This is a genomic window from Mycetocola sp. Y442, assembly GCF_056898615.1.
Window position 1 is genome coordinate 806,810 of sequence record NZ_JBXHBV010000003.1, and the last position, 16,495, is coordinate 823,304.

At 65.4% G+C, this 16,495-nt stretch carries 17 protein-coding genes; 12 read left to right on the forward strand and 5 right to left on the reverse strand.

The genetic code is table 11. The features are described 5' to 3' along the window. Positions 1-32 precede the first annotated feature (32 nt). A complete protein-coding gene (locus AC1X6S_RS15380) occupies positions 33-2,084 on the forward strand; it encodes a M13 family metallopeptidase (protein ID WP_483406621.1) in 2,052 nt (683 codons plus the stop codon). Between the two features lie 43 nt (positions 2,085-2,127). Here AC1X6S_RS15380 and AC1X6S_RS15385 read toward each other — a convergent pair whose 3' ends face one another. After that, the gene (locus AC1X6S_RS15385; protein ID WP_483406622.1) at positions 2,128-2,349 is read right to left on the reverse strand and encodes a hypothetical protein; all 222 of its coding nucleotides are present in this window, start codon (positions 2,347-2,349) and stop codon (positions 2,128-2,130) included. Between the two features lie 29 nt (positions 2,350-2,378). Between AC1X6S_RS15385 and AC1X6S_RS15390 the strand changes: the two genes are divergently transcribed. From AC1X6S_RS15390 to bsh, 4 genes are all read left to right on the forward strand, one after another. Next, positions 2,379-3,296 carry a serine hydrolase gene (locus tag AC1X6S_RS15390; protein ID WP_483406623.1) on the forward strand — a complete coding sequence of 306 codons (918 nt, stop codon included), beginning with the start codon at positions 2,379-2,381 and terminating at the stop codon, positions 3,294-3,296. A 40-nt stretch (positions 3,297-3,336) separates the two neighbouring features. Then, positions 3,337-3,621 carry a helix-turn-helix domain-containing protein gene (locus AC1X6S_RS15395; RefSeq protein ID WP_483406624.1) on the forward strand — a complete coding sequence of 95 codons (285 nt, stop codon included), beginning with the start codon at positions 3,337-3,339 and terminating at the stop codon, positions 3,619-3,621. 64 nt (positions 3,622-3,685) lie between these two features. Continuing rightward, positions 3,686-4,114 (forward strand): VOC family protein, encoded by a 429-nt coding sequence (locus tag AC1X6S_RS15400; RefSeq protein WP_483406625.1) that lies wholly within the window; start codon positions 3,686-3,688, stop codon positions 4,112-4,114. 141 nt (positions 4,115-4,255) lie between these two features. After that, positions 4,256-5,254: a choloylglycine hydrolase gene (gene bsh / locus AC1X6S_RS15405; protein ID WP_483406626.1), complete on the forward strand. Its 999-nt coding sequence runs from the start codon at positions 4,256-4,258 to the stop codon at positions 5,252-5,254. On the opposite strand, the gene AC1X6S_RS15410 is transcribed toward bsh, so the two are convergent. Together AC1X6S_RS15410 and AC1X6S_RS15415 are read right to left on the reverse strand one after the other, a co-directional pair. Beyond that, the gene (locus AC1X6S_RS15410; RefSeq protein WP_483406627.1) at positions 5,251-6,504 is read right to left on the reverse strand and encodes an NUDIX domain-containing protein; all 1,254 of its coding nucleotides are present in this window, start codon (positions 6,502-6,504) and stop codon (positions 5,251-5,253) included. The two genes, bsh and AC1X6S_RS15410, sit on opposite strands and share 4 nt — an antisense overlap. Then, positions 6,501-7,250: an alpha/beta fold hydrolase gene (locus AC1X6S_RS15415; RefSeq protein WP_483406628.1), complete on the reverse strand. Its 750-nt coding sequence runs from the start codon at positions 7,248-7,250 to the stop codon at positions 6,501-6,503. Before AC1X6S_RS15415 ends, AC1X6S_RS15410 begins: the two co-directional genes overlap by 4 nt. A gap of 574 nt (positions 7,251-7,824) precedes the next feature. Here AC1X6S_RS15415 and AC1X6S_RS15420 point away from each other — a divergent pair. Together AC1X6S_RS15420 and AC1X6S_RS15425 are read left to right on the forward strand one after the other, a co-directional pair. Next, complete coding sequence (locus tag AC1X6S_RS15420) at positions 7,825-9,210, forward strand: glycine--tRNA ligase (RefSeq protein WP_483406629.1); 1,386 nt, start codon at positions 7,825-7,827, stop codon at positions 9,208-9,210. Positions 9,211-9,382: 172 nt separating this feature from the next. Beyond that, positions 9,383-9,763, forward strand: coding sequence for a DUF4190 domain-containing protein (locus AC1X6S_RS15425; protein ID WP_483406630.1), 381 nt, complete (start codon positions 9,383-9,385; stop codon positions 9,761-9,763). A gap of 116 nt (positions 9,764-9,879) precedes the next feature. Here AC1X6S_RS15425 and AC1X6S_RS15430 read toward each other — a convergent pair whose 3' ends face one another. Continuing rightward, positions 9,880-11,298 (reverse strand): glutamyl-tRNA reductase, encoded by a 1,419-nt coding sequence (locus AC1X6S_RS15430; protein ID WP_483406631.1) that lies wholly within the window; start codon positions 11,296-11,298, stop codon positions 9,880-9,882. Positions 11,299-11,402: 104 nt separating this feature from the next. Further along, positions 11,403-12,455: a hypothetical protein gene (locus tag AC1X6S_RS15435; RefSeq protein WP_483406632.1), complete on the reverse strand. Its 1,053-nt coding sequence runs from the start codon at positions 12,453-12,455 to the stop codon at positions 11,403-11,405. Between the two features lie 188 nt (positions 12,456-12,643). On the opposite strand from AC1X6S_RS15435, the gene hemE reads away from it, so the two are divergent. Genes hemE through AC1X6S_RS15460 form a run of 5 tightly spaced genes read left to right on the forward strand, consistent with a single transcriptional unit; the run spans position 12,644 to position 16,383 of the window. Next, positions 12,644-13,753, forward strand: a complete 1,110-nt coding sequence (gene hemE / locus AC1X6S_RS15440; protein WP_483406633.1) for a uroporphyrinogen decarboxylase — start codon at positions 12,644-12,646, stop codon at positions 13,751-13,753. Next, positions 13,750-15,306 (forward strand): protoporphyrinogen oxidase, encoded by a 1,557-nt coding sequence (hemG, locus tag AC1X6S_RS15445; RefSeq protein WP_483406634.1) that lies wholly within the window; start codon positions 13,750-13,752, stop codon positions 15,304-15,306. Before hemE ends, hemG begins: the two co-directional genes overlap by 4 nt. A gap of 44 nt (positions 15,307-15,350) precedes the next feature. Beyond that, a complete protein-coding gene (locus AC1X6S_RS15450) occupies positions 15,351-15,710 on the forward strand; it encodes a hypothetical protein (RefSeq protein WP_108389864.1) in 360 nt (119 codons plus the stop codon). A gap of 18 nt (positions 15,711-15,728) precedes the next feature. Continuing rightward, entirely contained in the window at positions 15,729-16,142 is a 414-nt protein-coding gene (locus AC1X6S_RS15455) for a phage holin family protein (protein ID WP_108389865.1), read from the forward strand. Further along, positions 16,129-16,383 carry a hypothetical protein gene (locus AC1X6S_RS15460; RefSeq protein WP_483406635.1) on the forward strand — a complete coding sequence of 85 codons (255 nt, stop codon included), beginning with the start codon at positions 16,129-16,131 and terminating at the stop codon, positions 16,381-16,383. The genes AC1X6S_RS15455 and AC1X6S_RS15460 overlap by 14 nt, the downstream gene beginning before the upstream one ends. Positions 16,384-16,495 lie beyond the last annotated feature (112 nt).

Below are 16,495 nucleotides of genomic sequence, written 5' to 3' on the forward strand. Positions count from 1 at the left end.
TGAACGGCGGGCAGCGGAACTAGGGTGGAACCATGACTGACGCAGCGCTCCACTCCGGCATCGCACTCGACGAACTCGACCCGGAGGTGCGTCCGCAGGACGACCTCTACCGCCACGTCAACGGCAAGTGGCTCGACCGCACCGAAATTCCTGCAGACAAGGCCCGCTGGGGATCGTTCCACCAGCTCGCCGAAGAGGCCGAGAAAGCGGTGAAGGACATCATCCTCGAGGCGCAGGGCGCCACCGAGACGACGGGCGAGACGGCCGTCGAGCAGCGCAAGGTCGGCGACCTCTACGCGAGCTTCATGGACGACGAACTCATCGAGGCGCTCGGTGCAGCGCCGATCGCCCAGCAGCTCGCCTCGATCGACTCCATCGAGACGATCGAGGAGTTCGTGTCGGCTGTTGCCGCATTTGAACGCGTTGGTGTCAGTGGCTTCTTCCAGCTCTACGTCGACAACGACCCGGGCAACCCCGAGCGTTACCTCGTGCTCATCGAGCAGGGCGGCATCTCGCTGCCAGACGAGAGCTACTACCGCGAGGACTCCTTCGCGTCGGTGCGCGAGGCCTACCTCGCCCACGTCCAGCGCATGTTCCAGCTCGCCGCTGACGGCATCGCCGATGGTGACGAGTTCACCGCAGCCGACGTGCGTGCGCAGCGGGTCTTCGAGCTTGAGACCAGCATCGCGGCCGCGCACTGGGACAACGTGCGCACCCGCGACAGCGAGGCAACCTACAACCTGTATTCGTGGGCGGATGCCGCTGCCCTGTTCGCGGGGACCGCCGTCGACGTCAGCGACGAACGTGACGTCGCACGCTCGGCCGCCGGCATCCTCGAAACCTGGCGCACCGCGCTCGGCGCTCCCGAGCACGCGCTCGACGAGGTCGTGGTTCGCGAACCCAGCTTCTTCGAGGAGCTCGCGCCGCTCCTGGTCCCCTCGCGCCTCGAGGCGTGGAAGGACTGGCTCGCCTGGAAGGTCGTCCATGGCGCGGCGCCGTACCTGTCCGGCGAGTTCGTCGACGAGAACTTCGACTTCTACGGCCGTACCCTCTCCGGCACACCCGAGCTTCGCGAACGCTGGAAGCGCGGCGTCTCGCTCGTCGAGGGCGTCATGGGTGAGGCTGTCGGCAAGATCTACGTCGAGCGATTCTTCCCGCCACAGGCCAAGGAGCAGATGGACGTGCTCGTCGACTACCTCGTCGAAGCGTACCGCGAGTCGATCTCGACCCTCGACTGGATGAGCGAGGCCACCCGTGCCCGTGCACTCGAGAAGCTCGACAAGTTCACTCCGAAGATCGGGTTCCCGGTGAAGTGGCGCGACTACTCCACACTCACCGTCGACAAGCGCGACCTGCTCGGCAACGTACGCAGGGCGAGCGAGTTCGAGTTCAACCGCGAACTCGGCAAGATCGGCAAGCCGCTCGACCGCGACGAGTGGTTCATGACCCCGCAGACGATCAACGCGTACTACAACCCGGGTTTCAACGAGATCGTGTTCCCCGCGGCCATCCTGCAGTACCCGTTCTTCGACGAGAAGCGGGATGCCGCGGCCAACTACGGCGCGATCGGTGCGGTTATCGGGCACGAGATCGGGCACGGCTTCGACGACCAGGGCTCGAAGTACGACGGCGACGGCCGGCTCACCGACTGGTGGACCGAGGAGGATCGATCCGCGTTCGAATCGCGGACGGCATCCCTCATCGAGCAGTTCAATGCGCTCGCGCCCGCGCAGATTCCCGACCACCACGTCAACGGTGCGCTCACCATCGGTGAGAACATCGGCGACCTCGGTGGCCTGTCGATCGCGTGGAAGGCGTACCTGCTCTCGCTCGGCGGCCAGGAGCCCCCGGTGATCGACGGGCTGACCGGTGCTGAGCGGTTCTTCCTCTCCTGGGCGCAGGCCTGGCAGCAGAAGAGCCGCGATGCTGAGGCGATTCGCCTGCTCGCCATCGACCCACACTCGCCGAACGAGTTCCGCTGCAACCAGATCGTGCGCAACATCGACGAGTTCTACGAGACGTTCGGTGTGACGCCGTCTGACGCGCTGTGGCTCGACGAGGGTGACCGCGTCACGATCTGGTAGCCGCGCGCCCGCGCCCAGCGCGCGGCATCCGTCACCGAAACCATCAGTTCCGGTCGAGCACATCAGTTCCGCGCGATGTTCTCGACCGGAAGTGGTGCTCTCGCGGTGGGTTGGCCTGACGGGAGAGGGTCAGTTTTTCCGTCACCGACGATGCAATTGAGGTACCGTTGAAGCGGTCGAGCCGCTCGTCAGGCGGGTTGCATTGCAGTACTCGACCGATATCGACGTCGATGCACTGTCCGCGGCCCAGGGAGAGAGTGGTCACGGATGCGTCGACCCTTGTGATGGAGAACCGTGGTACCGCCGACCCCCCAAGCGCCGAAGTCTCATGACAGGCTGCGCGCGCGGGATCGTCGGCGGGCGAAGCACAGCTCGGCAGAGCCGAGCGACACGTTCACGCGCAGCTTCAAGGCGCTCGGTTACCTCGCCAGGAACGGTGTTCAGGTGTCGGCTCGGGTCACAGACCTCGCGAGCGGTGCTGAGCTCCTGAGCGTCGACGACTATGTCGTCATGCCGACCGCATCGATCGGCAAAGTCCTGCTGCTCATCGATGTCGCGGCCAGGCTCTCCGACGACGATTTCGCAGCGCTGACCATTCTCGACCGTGAATCAGACGACTCGGTCGGAGACTCGGGCCTGTGGCAGCACCTCCAGGCGCCGTCATTCCCGGTCGCCGACCTCGCTGCCCTCGTCGCCGCGACGAGCGACAACCTCGCCACGAACGTGCTCCTTCGCCTCGTCGGCCTGGACGCTGTGCGACACCGAGCCGAGTCGATCGGCCTCAAGCGGCTCGCCCTCCTCGACAAGGTGCGCGACAGCCGCGGACCTGACGACGCGCCCCACCTCTCCGTTGGCTCCATGAAGGAGCTCACCTGGTTGTTCTCCGCGCTTGCCCGCGGCGAGGTCGTCGACCAGGCGACGAGCCAGCGGGTGGCCAGCTGGCTCTCGCTCAACACCGACCTCTCGATGGTCGCGTCGGCGTTCGGCCTCGACCCGCTGGCCCATCGCGGCGGTGATCACGGCATCCACATCTTCAACAAGACGGGCACGGATGTCGGCGTGCGCACCGACGTCGGAGCCGTGCGCGGCCCGCGGGCTGGTGTCGCTTACGCGGTGTCAGCGTCGTTCACCGACTCTGGCCTGCCGCCGCGGCTCGCCGTGCTCGATGCGATGCACACCATCGGGCTCGACCTCGTGGAGTACGTGCACTAGTTCGAGTGCGGATGAATCGAGCGTCATCTACCCTCGACATATGCCTCGACCGTCGCGACCATCACCGAGAGAACTCGCCGAGGGATGGCCCGATTCTCGATCGGCTGATCCGGTCGGCGAGGTCGCACGCCAGCTCGCCCTGAACCTTCGCGCAGCCATCGGCAATCGGAGTCTCCGCGCGGCCGCAGAGGTTGCCGGGGTGGACCACAGCACGATCCAGGCGATCCTGCAGGGGCGGACGTGGCCCGATCTGTACACGGTGGCCAGGCTCGAGCAGGGCCTCGAGGCCGATCTGTGGCCGGGCCGTAGCTCCGACCAGCGGTAGCGACCGGCGGGAAGAGTGCGCCCCACCCCGCGGTTACACCCTGCACGACACCGGAGGAGACACCATGGGCAAAGTCCTGCAGATGAGACTCGTCGTCGAAGCCGAGGACTTCGACGCGGCCGTTGCGTTCTACCGGGACGCACTCGGCCTCCCGGAGGAGGCGGCGTTCGAGGGCGACGGCGACGCGAGGGTGATGATCCTCGACGCCGGTCGCGCCACCCTCGAACTCGCGAATCCCGCCCAGAAGCGCATGATCGACGAGGTTGAAGTCGGCAGGCAGGTCGCGCCGCGGCTGCGTGTTGCCTTCGAGGTGACGGATGCCGACGAGCAGACAGCGCACCTCACCGGGCAAGGCGCTGAGCTGGTGGCGTCGCCGACGGTGACGCCGTGGAACTCCCTCAACTCGCGCCTCGATGCGCCTGCGGGCCTGCAGGTCACGCTCTTCGAGGAACTCGGCGACGCCGCGCGAACCCGGCCCGGCCCGACCAGCTAGTCGAGTCGAGCCGTGCCAAAGGTCCCGCGTACAGGACCTTTGGCACTCATTGCCGTTTCTGTTCCCGGTCTAGCCTCGCGTCACTGATCCAACCTCGCGTCACCAAGCGGGTTGGACATCGTCGTAACGGAGGCAAGTCGTATGTGCACGGGAGCGAACTACACCACGCGGGATCACTACTTCGGTCGCAATCTTGATCTGGAGTTCTCCTATAACGAGACGGTGACCGTCACGCCGAGGAACTTTGCGTTCGAGTTTCGCAAGGAGGACACCCTCCAGACCCACCACGCCATTATCGGGATGGCAACCATCGCCGACGGATATCCCCTGTACTACGACGCGACCAACGAAAAAGGGCTCAGCATGGCCGGGCTCAACTTCCCGGAGAACGCCGACTACAAGCCGGAGGCTGAAGGCAAGACGAACATCACGCCGTTTGAATTCATCCCGTGGGTGCTGGGACAGTTCGAGACCGTCGCCGAGGTGAGGACCGCTCTCGAAACGCTGAACCTCGTGAAGATCAACTTCAGTGAGTCATTCCCGCTGTCGCCGTTGCACTGGATCATCTCGGACAGAGAGACCTCCATCACCGTGGAGAGCGTGCGCGAGGGACTCAAGGTCTACGACAACCCGGTCGGGGTCCTCACCAACAACCCCACTTTCGATATCCAGTCCTTCAACCTCAACAACTTCATGCACCTGTCGAAGAATCCGCCGACACCGCTCTTCTCGGATGAACTCGAGTTCGACGTCTACAGCCGCGGAATGGGCGCCATCGGCCTTCCCGGAGATCTGTCATCCGCTTCACGCTTTGTGAAGGCCGTGTTCACGAAGATGAACTCGGTTTCCGGGGACTCCGAGTCGGAATCGATCAGCCAGTTCTTCCAGATCCTCGGCTCCGTCGCGCAGCAAAGAGGATGTGTCGAGGTGTCCCCTGGGAAGTTCGAGATCACGATCTATTCCTCGTGCTGCAACACCGACAAGGGGATCTACTACTACACGACCTACGAGAACAGCCAGGTCACCGCGGTCGACATGCACAACGAAGACCTCGATTCAGACGAGCTCGCCGATTACCCGCTGGTCAAGGAACAGCAGATTCAGATGGTGAACAACCGCGCCACGGTTGAGAGCCGCTAGTCGATCAGGTCGAGTGCGGCGAGCTGCTTGAGCACTTCGGTGCCGGCCGGCGGGCAGCGGTATGCGTCTGCCGTTGTCACCCAGTGCACCTCGCTGACCTCGGCACTCGGTCGCGGTTCGGCGTCAGGCTCACCCGAAAACACGACCATGCGCACCTGCCTGCCGTCGGGTTCGCCGTGCGCCTGGGTCACAACAGTGAAGAGCTGGTGCACGGTGCCGGGAACCAGGCCGACCGCGACCTCTTCGCGCGCTTCGCGCACCGCAGCATCCATGGCGGTCTCGCCATCGTCGATCTTTCCGCCGGGCATGTACAGCACATCACGGCCGCGTGCGCGCACCATGAGCACGCGGCGGTCGCGCACGAGAGCGACAGCTGACACGAGAATGTCGGGGTGCTCCTGAGCGAGGGGCGGTGCGCCGGCGTGGGCATTGGTCGGTGTCGAGACGGAGGCCGGAGCTGCGTCGGAGGAAGGGCTGTCGTCGATAACGGTTGTGCGGTCATCGAAACCGGACGCGTCATCGGCGCTCGCAACCGGATCATCGCCGTGGCCCGGCGGTCGGCTTGCCAGCAACCCCACGGCATCCGCTGCCGCATCGATGGTGTCCGGCGCGTGCAGGATGCGGAAGTGGCCGCTCACCGGGACCTGAACGTTGGTCGCACCGACGAGCACACTGCCGTCGGGCACGTGCGGGTCGAACGGGCCGAAGATGGAGACGATCTCGGAGTTGACGCTCGAGTCACGGCCGAGCAGCACGATCGTGTCGTCGGTCGGGGAGAACGCGCGCAGGGTCTGGCCGAGCACGTATTTGGCATAACGCGAGCCGGCGAACGGGGTGCAAACGGCGACCAGCCCACGGATACCGAGGCTCTCGCGGTGGGTCAGCATGAGGTGCTTGCCGACGAGTCCGCCCTTGCTGTGCGCGACGATGATGCGTCCCGCCGGGTTTGCCCGTACCCGCGAGAGCGCGGCGGCCAGCCGGTCGGAGGTGTCGATGATCGGCCGGAGGTTGTAGCCGAGTCCGTGCACGATACTGATCGGGTAGCCGTCTTCCCACAGGCGATCGGCGATGGGCTTGAGGAAGTTCCAGCGCTCGTAGACACCGGGGATGAGCACGACGGTCGGTTTGCCCGGCTCACCGTGCGCGTAGTGTTCCGGCACACGCCAGCCCCCTGCAATGGCACGCATGTGCAGTTGAGCGGCGTCGACATAGTCGACAGCCCAGATCCCAGCCTTCTCGAGAAGATTCACACTCGCCCTTCCGCGTGACGGACGATGAGCGCGCCGACGGTTTTGCCGTTCGTCATCATCACCTCGTGTCCTGTTCCCGGCACCTCCACGTAGCGCGAGCGCGGGATGGCCGCCACGATGCGGTCAACCCAGCTGCGGGGGCACAACCTGTCGTCGCTGCCGCGGACAATCAGCGTGTTCGCGCGGATCTGCGGCATGATCTTCTCGACCTCGTGCCGCATCATCATCCGGAGCGTCCTGGTGTACCAGCGCGGCCCGGCCTTGAGGTAATACACCACCCCGAACCCGAGCACCCGCCGCTTTGCACCCCACAGGTCCTGCGCGAGTCGCCTGGCCTGGGTCGAGACCCGACGTTCATCGGGGTTCACCGTCGGGCTGATGAGCACGAGCGATTCGAAGAGATCCGGATGCCGCGCGGCAGCTTCGGCGGCGACCTGCGAACCCATGGAGTGGCCGACGAGCACGACCCGCTCGAGCCGCATGCGTTCGACGAGTTCGGCGATGAGGTCGCCCGATTGCGCCATGGTGAGCGGGGCTTCCGGTTCGGGTGCATCGCCGAATCCCGGGAGGTCGAGTGCGTACACCCGGCCATGGGCGCCGAGCGTGTCGGTGAGGGTGCCCCAGTATCGCCTGCCCATGCCGATCCCGTGCAGCAGGATGAACGACGGTCCGGTGTGGAGGCCGCTCTCGGCGACCACCGTCACTCGCTCGCGCGTTCGAAACTCCTGGGCGCGGGGTGTGGGCATGCGGCAAGTCTACGGACGCCGCCTGTGCGCTCGGGCGGGCTTCCGACTCTGGTCCGTCATCCGTCGCGGATGCCTGGTGTGTGCGACGTTTCTTGGCATTTGCGCCGGGTGAACGGAGGTTCGCAGCCGGTTCGCGCCGTCATCCGTCGCACGTGTCGGGTTTTCGTCGCGTTTGTTGGCATTTGCGCCGGATGAACGGAGGTCCGCACGCGGTTCGCGCCGTCATCCGTCGCGGATGCCTGGTGTGTGCGACGTCTCTCGGCATTTGCGCCGGATGAACGGAGGTCCGCACGCGGTTCGCACCGTCATCCGTCGCACGTGTCGGGTTTCCGTCGCGTTGCTCGGCATTTGCGCCGGATGAACGGAGGTCCGCACGCGGTTCGCGCGGTCATCCGTCGCACGTGTCGGGTTTCCGTCGCGGTTCTCGGCATTTGCGCCGGATGAACGGATGCTGCGCGATCCTGCGACGGGACGTTGCACGGACGTGCGCTCTGGCCGGGCGCCCAGACAGGCGCGGCTAAGCTTGAATGGTCCGTGCAGCCGGCACGGTACCCCTTTCGCATCAGGAGCCACAGTGGCCGCATCCAGCCGTCTCGACTCAGTCATCGCCCTCGCCCGCCACCGCGGATTCGTCTTCCAGGCCGGTGAGATCTACGGAGGATCGCGATCCGCCTGGGACTACGGGCCCCTCGGCGTCGAGCTCAAAGAGAACATCAAGCGCCAGTGGTGGAAGTACATGGTCACCCGTCGAGACGACGTTGTCGGCCTCGACTCCAGCGTCATCCTCCCCAAGAAGATCTGGGAAGCATCCGGCCACGTCGGCGTCTTCACCGACCCGCTCGTCGAGTGCCTGCACTGCCACAAGCGGTTCCGTGAAGACCACCTCCTCGAGGCATTCGAGGAGAAGAAGGGCCGTGCGCCCGAGACCGGCATGCTCGAGATCGCGTGCCCGAACTGCGGCACCCGCGGTGAGTGGACCCCGCCCCGCGACTTCAACATGATGCTCAAGACGTACCTCGGCCCGGTCGAGGATGAGTCAGGCATGCACTACCTGCGCCCCGAGACCGCCCAGGGCATCTTCGTCAACTTTGCCAATGTCCTCCAGGCCGCGCGCGTCAAGCCTCCGTTCGGTGTCGGCCAGATCGGCAAGAGCTTCCGCAACGAGATCACTCCGGGAAACTTCATCTTCCGTACCCGCGAGTTCGAGCAGATGGAACTCGAGTTCTTCGTCGAGCCGGGCACGGACGAAGAGTGGCACCAGTACTGGATCGACTACCGCTTCAACTGGTACACGGACCTCGGCATCAACCCCGACAACCTGCGCCTGTTCGAGCACCCGGCGGAGAAGCTCTCGCACTACTCGAAGCGCACCGTCGACATCGAGTACAAGTTCGGCTTCACCGGCGGCGACTGGGGCGAGCTCGAGGGCGTTGCGAACCGCACCGACTTCGACCTCACCACCCATGCCGAGCACTCGGGCAAGGACCTCTCGTTCTTCGACCAGGGTAAGAACGAGCGCTGGGTGCCGTACGTCATCGAGCCAGCGGCGGGGCTTACCCGCTCGCTCATGGCGTTCCTCGTCGACGCGTACCACGAGGAGGAAGTGCCTAACGCGAAGGGCGGCACCGACAAGCGCACAGTGCTCAAGCTCGACCCGCGCCTCGCGCCGGTGAAGGTGGCCGTGCTTCCGCTCAGCCGCAACGAGGCCCTCTCGCCGCTCGCGCGCAAGGTCGCGGCAGACCTCCGCGAATCGTGGAACATCGACTTCGACGACGCCGGCGCCATTGGCCGCCGCTACCGCCGCCAGGACGAGATCGGAACCCCGTTCTGCATCACCGTCGACTTCGACTCGCTCGAGGACAACGCGGTGACGGTTCGCGATCGCGACACGATGGCCCAGGAGCGCGTGCCGATCGACGAGCTCTACATCTACCTCGCGGAGCGGCTCAAGGGCGCCTGACCCCTGTCGTTCCCGTCGTGACAAACGGCCGCCTCTGCTGCAGGGGCGGCCGTTGTCGTACTCTCCGAAGTGCCGCGAAAGGGGGGACTTCTCCCCATAGCGCGAGCGGCGCGTGTAATTGACTCTCATTCAGCAGGCTGCCAGTCTGTAATCCGGCTTACGAAGGAGCACCATGTCGAACGACAATTACAGCAACACCCCGCCAGTGCCCAACGCTGGCTCCAATCAGCCTTACGGCCAGCAGGCGCCGCAGTACTCAGCCCCGCAGGCCCAGTACGGAGCTCCGCAGGGCCAGTACGGAGCTCCGCAGGGCCAGCCGGCGAAGTGGAATGTTCTGTCGATCATCACCCTGGTGAGCTCGGTTCTCGGGTTCTCGATCATCTCGATCGTTCTCGGATTCATCTCGCTCAACCAGATCAAGAAGACCGGCGAGCAGGGCAAGGTTCTCGCCATCGTCGGAATCGTGATCGGCGCACTCGCCACCATCGGCTACATCATCGCGATCATCACGTTCATCGCGCTGCTGAACAGCGACCCGTACATGTATGGCTAGCACGTCCTGATCCGGCATCCGCCGGAGATGAGAGAAGCCCGCTCCACGAATTCGTGGGGCGGGCTTCTTCGTGCAAGCGGGTTTCTTCGCGCAGGGGATGCCCGCGGCCTGCTGGTCTAGGAGGCTTCTGCGTCCAGCTCGAGGTCGTCGTCGAGGTGGGGTGCAGCCCCGCGCGCCCGGGTAATATCCGCGGTTTCGGCGGTCGGCGCGGGAAGATCCGGGGCGGATACCGCTTCCTCGTCGAGCGTGATGCCGAACAGGGTGTCGAGCGCCTCGACGTAACGGTCGTGGTCGCCGGCCCTGGCGTGGTCCCGCGCTCGTACCGTCGGCGTGTGCAGGAGCCGGCCCATCATGTGGCGGAGCGCGCGTTCCACGCTCCCGTCGGAATCGCGGGGAGCTGCCCGGGCGATCTCCTGCTCGAGCACTTCAGATGCGCGAGACCGGAGAGCAACGACAGCGGGCGCAAGGCTCTGCTCGTCGGTGACCGAGGCGAACTTGCGCGCTGCCTTGTTGACGATCTGACGTGCGTGATCTGTGGCCTGAAGCTCTTCCAGTGGGGCGTGGATGCGGATGGTCTCAAGGTCGAGCAGGTCGACACCGGCGAGGGTGGCGACGTCAGGGTCTACATTGCGCGGCAGACCGAGGTCGATGACGAGCTGGCCGGCAGAGTGGTCGACGGGGCAGCCGGGCGTGCCGTCGAACGGGAAGGCGGGCAGTGCCGCCTCGAGGTCGCGACGCCCTGCCGCAATGACCTCGGCATCGACCACAAAGCCGGATGCCGTTGTGCACGTCACGATGATGGTCGCCTCTGCGGCCTCCCGCGGGAACATATCAGCGTCGACGGCCCGGATGTCATGGCCAGCGGCGAACTTCGCCGCGCGACCTGACGGCGAGTACACGGCGACGTCGGTGACGCCGCGGTCGCGGAGTGCGGCGAGGCTGGCGCCAGCGTATGCGCCGGTTCCGATGAGCAGAACCCTGACCGCTGACCAGTCGGTGATGCGGCTCTCGGCGAGATCGAGGCCGAGCCGCACGATCGAGCGACCTGCGCGGCCGAGCGGTGTGTTGTTCTTGACGCCGCGTGAGGTTTGGGAGGCGCGCTGAAAGAGCCGTTCAAGGTCGCTTGTGGTCGTCCCTGATTCGCGGGCGAGTTGCAGCGACCGGCGCACCTGACCGGCGATCTCACCCTCGCCGACAACGACGGATTCGAGCCCGGCAGAAACGGCGAACAGGTGGCGGGCAGCTTCTTCGTCCGTGTGCGTTTGCCAGGTCTGGTGCAGCGTGTCCGTGGGGATTCCTGTGGCCGCACTGACGGCATCCGTCGCAGCCTGAAGTGCGACCTGGGCACCGGCGGTGACCGGCTCATCGAGATCGATGTACGCCTCGAACCGGTTGCAGGTGGCAATGACAATGGCACCGGCGACGCACTCCGAGTGTTCGGTGATGCGTCGGCCGACGCTCTCGGAACCCGTTGAGAGTCGCTCGAGCAGATCGAAGGAGGCGTTTTTGTGACTCGCCGTCAGACACATGAGCACCGCTTAAGAGTACCGCTGGATTCTGGGTGTTGAATCCGTACGGTTGTTGTGCAAGCCGCTCCAGTGGAACGAGTTCGGGATCACCACGGCGCTGAAGGCCAGGGTCAGAGGACACTATTGGCGATGACAACTGCGGCAACGTAGGCGGCGACGAAAATACCGGTCAGGATTGCGCCGTTGCCGGCGACCATTTTCAGTCGACGGCCGCGTGGAGCCACTTGTTTTCCGCCCGGCAGCATCCTCGCTCGCGCGTCGCCCCGGGGGAGAGGTCCCGCTGACAGCCGGTCGTCGCGCCACTGTGCCCAGCGGTCGATCTTCGCGGTGATGGCGGCCGTCGCGGTGACGACGGTGTGCCACGTCCCGGGATCCAGGGTGACCACGTCGCGGCTCGACTCGAGGAAGAGCCAGTCGTCGATGATCTCAACGTCGAAGCTGTTCACCCGGTCGATCAGTTCGGCCATGACGTCGGGGGTGAACAGGTAGAGGGCGTCCTGCTCATAGCCCTGTGGGCAGTACAGCGTGAAGTGATCGTCGAAATTGCCCTCGAGTGAGAGCACCTGCGCCCGTGCGGGTACCGCGTATGGCAGGACGCGGCGGTCATTCTTCGCCACCAGCAGGATGTGGGGAAGGCTGTTCGGAAGCTTCAGTGAGACGATGCCACCGAAGCCGGAGTTGCGGCTGCCGCTGGTCTCCGTGGTGAGGACGTAGTTCGCGAACTCGACCGCTCGCGGAGAGACCGGTCGCATTACGCGCGTGAGCATGAGCTGCCCCCGCTCTTTCCACGGCGTCAGGTGAGTGCCGGGAAGAGGGCCGGGGAGGTAGGCCATTCCGTTCTCGAACCCGAACTGCGCGAGGCGGTAGTGCCGCTCGGGGCTTCCGCGCTGCGCCCGGTGCCGAAAACTTGCCCAGCAGAGCAGTACCCCGGCATAAAGAAACAACCCGAGGATGGCGAACTGCGCGACGAGCTCACTCACCATGTCGGGATTGGCCTCCTCGATCTCCTCGCTGATCCCGAAGGACAGGGCGAGCAGCCCGATCGGAATGGAGAGGGCGCCGAGCGGCAGCATGATGCGCCGTGCGGCCTCGACGGGGTTGTGGACTGACGGATGCTGTACGGCAAACGCCCGATAGAACGCGCGGATTTCTCGTCGCTTCACTCGAGCCGTGAGTGCATGCGTCCGCAGGCCAGTCCTGCGTTCCTCGACTGTCTCCACCCCGCGGTACCCGTCTCTCTGTCTCGTCTGCTGGAGCTGTGCTGGAGCTGCTCCGTGTCGAGGGTAGTGGTGCGGCCGTGAGCATTTGTGCAAAAGTCTCGAACGAGCGCTTCATTTGAGAGGATTGTCTGGTGCAGCTTTCTCAGAACCACCCGCTTGAAGCAGGACTGACCCCCTCGTCACGGTTGATCACCGCCTACCGGGGTGAGCGCCCCGAGACCACACCCGTCTGGTTCATGCGGCAGGCCGGCCGGTCGCTGCCCGAGTACCGCGACCTGCGCGTCGGGACCGCAATGCTCGACGCGTGCCTCAACCCCGAACTCGCGAGCGAGATCACCCTGCAGCCCGTGCGCCGCCACGGTGTCGACGCCGGCATCTTCTTCAGCGACATCGTCGTCCCGCTCAAGCAGGTCGGTGTCGAGGTCGACATCGTTCCCGGCAAGGGACCTGTGCTCGGCAAGGCCGTCCGCACCGCCGCCGATGTCGACGAACTCATCGCGCACGATCCGTCTGTGCTCGACGAGACACTCGCGCCGGTCCGTGATGCAGTTGCGCTCACCGTCGCCCAGCTCGGAGAAACCCCGCTGATCGGCTTCGCAGGAGCACCGTTCACGCTCGCGGCCTACCTCGTCGAGGGTGGCCCATCGAAGGACCATATCCACGCCCGCACACTGATGCACGCGGAACCCGAAGCATGGGCACGCCTGATGGAGTGGGTTGCCGAGGTTACCGGCCGTTTCCTCCGTGCCCAGGTGCTCGCGGGCGCGTCGGCAGCGCAACTGTTCGATTCGTGGGCCGGTGCGCTCTCGCTCGATGATTACGTGCGCTACGTTGCGCCGGCATCCGCTCGCGCTCTCGAACACGTGCGCGACCTCAGCTATACGGTTGCCGGCGAGGCGGATTCCCGCGACGTTCGCACGGTGCCGATCGTCCACTTCGGTGTTGGGACCGGCGAACTGCTCAAGGCCATGCACGACATCGGCGCTGACGTGGTCGGCGTTGACTACCGCGTCCCGCTCGATGAGGCGTCGCGCCGGCTCGGCGGACTCGTTCCCGTTCAGGGCAACATCGACCCTGCGCTCCTCGCGGCACCGTGGCCGGTGCTCGAGGCGCACGTGCTCGACGTCCTCGATCGCGGCAAGACGGCGCCATCCCACGTCCTGAACCTCGGTCACGGCGTGCCGCCGGAGACCGACCCCGCCGTGCTCACCCGGCTCGTCGAATTCGTGCACGCACAGTGATCGAGCCGCGCCACGTTCTCGTCATCGGCGGTGGCATCGCCGGGCTCGTCGCGGCGCTCGACTGCGCTCGCGTAGGCATCCGGGTCACGCTCGTTGAGGCCGCCGAACGGGCCGGTGGTTCCGTCGCGACCGAAACCGTCGCCGGCATCCGTGTCGACACAGGCGCGGAGAGCTACGCAACACGGCAAGGCACGGTGCGGAAGCTCGTCGACGAGCTCGGCCTCGCTGACGCGGTTGTCACCCCGGCTTCGGCCGGTGCCTGGGTGCGGCTGCCGAACGGCGTCAGTGCGCCGCTCCCGAAGGCCGGCCTTCTCGGCATCCCATCGAACCCGCTCGCGGATGACGTGCGCCGGGTGATCGGGTGGAGCGGAGCGATCCGCGCCTACCTCGACCGGATCCGCCCTGTGCTCACGATCGGCCGCGAGCACAACCTCGGCGACCTGGTCGAGCGGCGCATGGGTAAGGCCGTTCTCGACTCACTCGTCGCTCCGGTGACCCGGGGCGTGTACTCGGCAGATCCGGCTGACCTCGACGTGACGCGTGCCGCGCCCGGCCTCAATAAGGCGCTGACCACGGCCGGCTCGCTCTCGGGCGCTGTCGCACTGCTCAGGGCCGCGGCCCCGGCCGGATCAAACGTCGAAGGCCTCGCCGGCGGCATGTACACGCTGGTTGAGGCGATGCTCGCCGACCTCACGCGCCGCGAGGCGACGGTGCTCCTCGGCAGGACAGTCACCGAGCTGCAGCGACCGGACGCGTCGGTCGACGGCGCCGAGGCAGCGGCCAGCGCGCAGCCGGCAACCTGGCGAGCCATCCTCGATGACGAGACCACCATCGAGGCCGACTACGTCATCGTCGCAACACCGGAAGCCGAAGCGCTCCGGCTGCTCGCACCGCTCTCGGCGGAACTCGCCGCAGAGAAGCCGATCCAGACACCGACCGTCGAACTCGCGACGCTCGTTGTCGATGCCGCATCCCTCGACGTCAAGCCCCGTGGTACCGGCGTGCTCATTGCCGACCGAGAAGAAGGCTCGAAGCCAGCCGGACGTCCGATCACGGCCAAGGCTTTGACGCACTCGACGGCCAAGTGGCAGTGGCTCGCCGACGAGGCAAGTCGTGAGCATCCGCACCGTCACGTCGTCCGGCTTTCCTACGGAAGGCTTGGCCAGGCCAACCCGACGCTGGGGCTCGATGACGATGAGCTTCTCGCACTCGCCGTCGCTGACGCGTCCGAGATTCTCGGCGTGCCCCTCGACGCCTCGCAGGTGGTCGGATTCACCCGAACCGCGTGGGTCGGGACCCTTCCAGGAGCGGCAATCGGACAGCGGGAACGCGCCGAACGGATCCGCGACGCCGCCGTGGCGATCGGGGATCTCGATGTGACGGGCGGCTGGCTCTCGGGAACGGGGCTTGCCTCCGTAATCCCGGATGCGCTTGCGGCCTCAGCGCGGATTCGTCACCTCGTCGCCGCAAGCTATCTCGCGGACGGTGTTGTGGTCGATCCGCATACCAGAACAGGCATAAACGACACCAGCCCGGACGAGAACCCGTCATAGGTACTACGCTTGAGCCACTGACGGCCGATCGAACGGAGTTACCCATGAGGGGCAAGCTGGTTTTTGTGGCAGGAATTGCCACTGGATACGTGCTCGGATCCCGTGCGGGCCGCGAGCGGTACAACCAGATCAAGAAGAACTGGCTGAAGGTCTGGAACACCGACGTGGTTCAGGACAAGGTCGAGGTTGTGCAGGGTTTCGCGAAGGCACGCCTGAGCGAGGTCCCCGGAGCAGTGTTCGCCGGAGTCAAGAAGGTATCCACCGCTGTCGGCGGTGAAGGCACCCCCGGCCAGAAGCTCGACCGCACGATCGCGAAGACCAAGGACGCTGTCGACGATGTCGCTGAGCGGGTCCTCCCGCACGACGAGCCGTCGAACCCGTCAACCGGAACACCCTCGAAGTAGCACCTGGAGCGTCTGACCATGACGGACCGAAATCTCAGCGATAAGAGCCGCGAATCGCTCTTTGAGTTGCTCGCTGACCTCCCCAACCTGATCACTAACCTGATCCAGGCGGAGATCGAGCAGGTCAAGACCAAGGCCAAGCACCTCGGAAGCTATGCGGGTAAGGGCGCCATTTTCATGGTGCTCGCGCTGATCTTCCTGTTCTTCGCCATCGGCACAGCTGTCGCCGTTGCCATTCTGGCGCTCGCGCTGGTTCTTCCGGCATGGCTGAGTGCGCTCATCGTGTTTGTCGTGTTCGTGCTGATCGCCGTGATTCTGGCGTTGATCGGGCTCAAGTACTTCAAGAAGCTCGGCGATGACCCGAACCCGGTCGAGAGCGTCAAGAAAGACATCCGTGCGGTAAAGGGGGAGGGCGAATATGACCGTTACTAACCCAGGAGCGAACCCAGGATCGCCGGCAGCAGCACGGGCTGAGCTCGTAGCGACTCTCAACGCGATCGAAGACAAGCTCAATGTTCCCCGCAAGTTCAATCGCCTCGTTGTGCAGGGGAAGAAGCAGGTCGCGACGCTTCAGCGCGAGAACCCCACGGCGATCTATGCCGGAATCGCTGCAGTGGCATCCGTGGCGGGCCTTGCCGCATGGGCCATCGTCCGCGGCATCGCGAACCGCTAGCGGATTCGATCACGTATATCCCCTGCTGCGCCGGAATCGGTCGCGGAGGGAAGAGCGTTGAGCCAATGCACAGCGGAACTCACGCTCATTTGGCGCGGAGAGATTAAGGGGT

What these genes read in the sequence shown, in the direction of transcription:
- AC1X6S_RS15380 (WP_483406621.1), top strand. Translation starts at nt 33, where the DNA reads ATGACTGACGCAGCGCTCCACTCCGGCATCGCACTCGACGAACTCGAC.
- AC1X6S_RS15395 (WP_483406624.1), top strand. Translation starts at nt 3,337, where the DNA reads ATGCCTCGACCGTCGCGACCATCACCGAGAGAACTCGCCGAGGGATGG.
- AC1X6S_RS15400 (WP_483406625.1), top strand. Translation starts at nt 3,686, where the DNA reads ATGGGCAAAGTCCTGCAGATGAGACTCGTCGTCGAAGCCGAGGACTTC.
- bsh (WP_483406626.1), top strand. Translation starts at nt 4,256, where the DNA reads ATGTGCACGGGAGCGAACTACACCACGCGGGATCACTACTTCGGTCGC.
- AC1X6S_RS15415 (WP_483406628.1), bottom strand. Translation starts at nt 7,250, where the DNA reads ATGCCCACACCCCGCGCCCAGGAGTTTCGAACGCGCGAGCGAGTGACG.
- AC1X6S_RS15425 (WP_483406630.1), top strand. Translation starts at nt 9,383, where the DNA reads ATGTCGAACGACAATTACAGCAACACCCCGCCAGTGCCCAACGCTGGC.
- AC1X6S_RS15450 (WP_108389864.1), top strand. Translation starts at nt 15,351, where the DNA reads ATGAGGGGCAAGCTGGTTTTTGTGGCAGGAATTGCCACTGGATACGTG.
- AC1X6S_RS15455 (WP_108389865.1), top strand. Translation starts at nt 15,729, where the DNA reads ATGACGGACCGAAATCTCAGCGATAAGAGCCGCGAATCGCTCTTTGAG.
- AC1X6S_RS15460 (WP_483406635.1), top strand. Translation starts at nt 16,129, where the DNA reads ATGACCGTTACTAACCCAGGAGCGAACCCAGGATCGCCGGCAGCAGCA.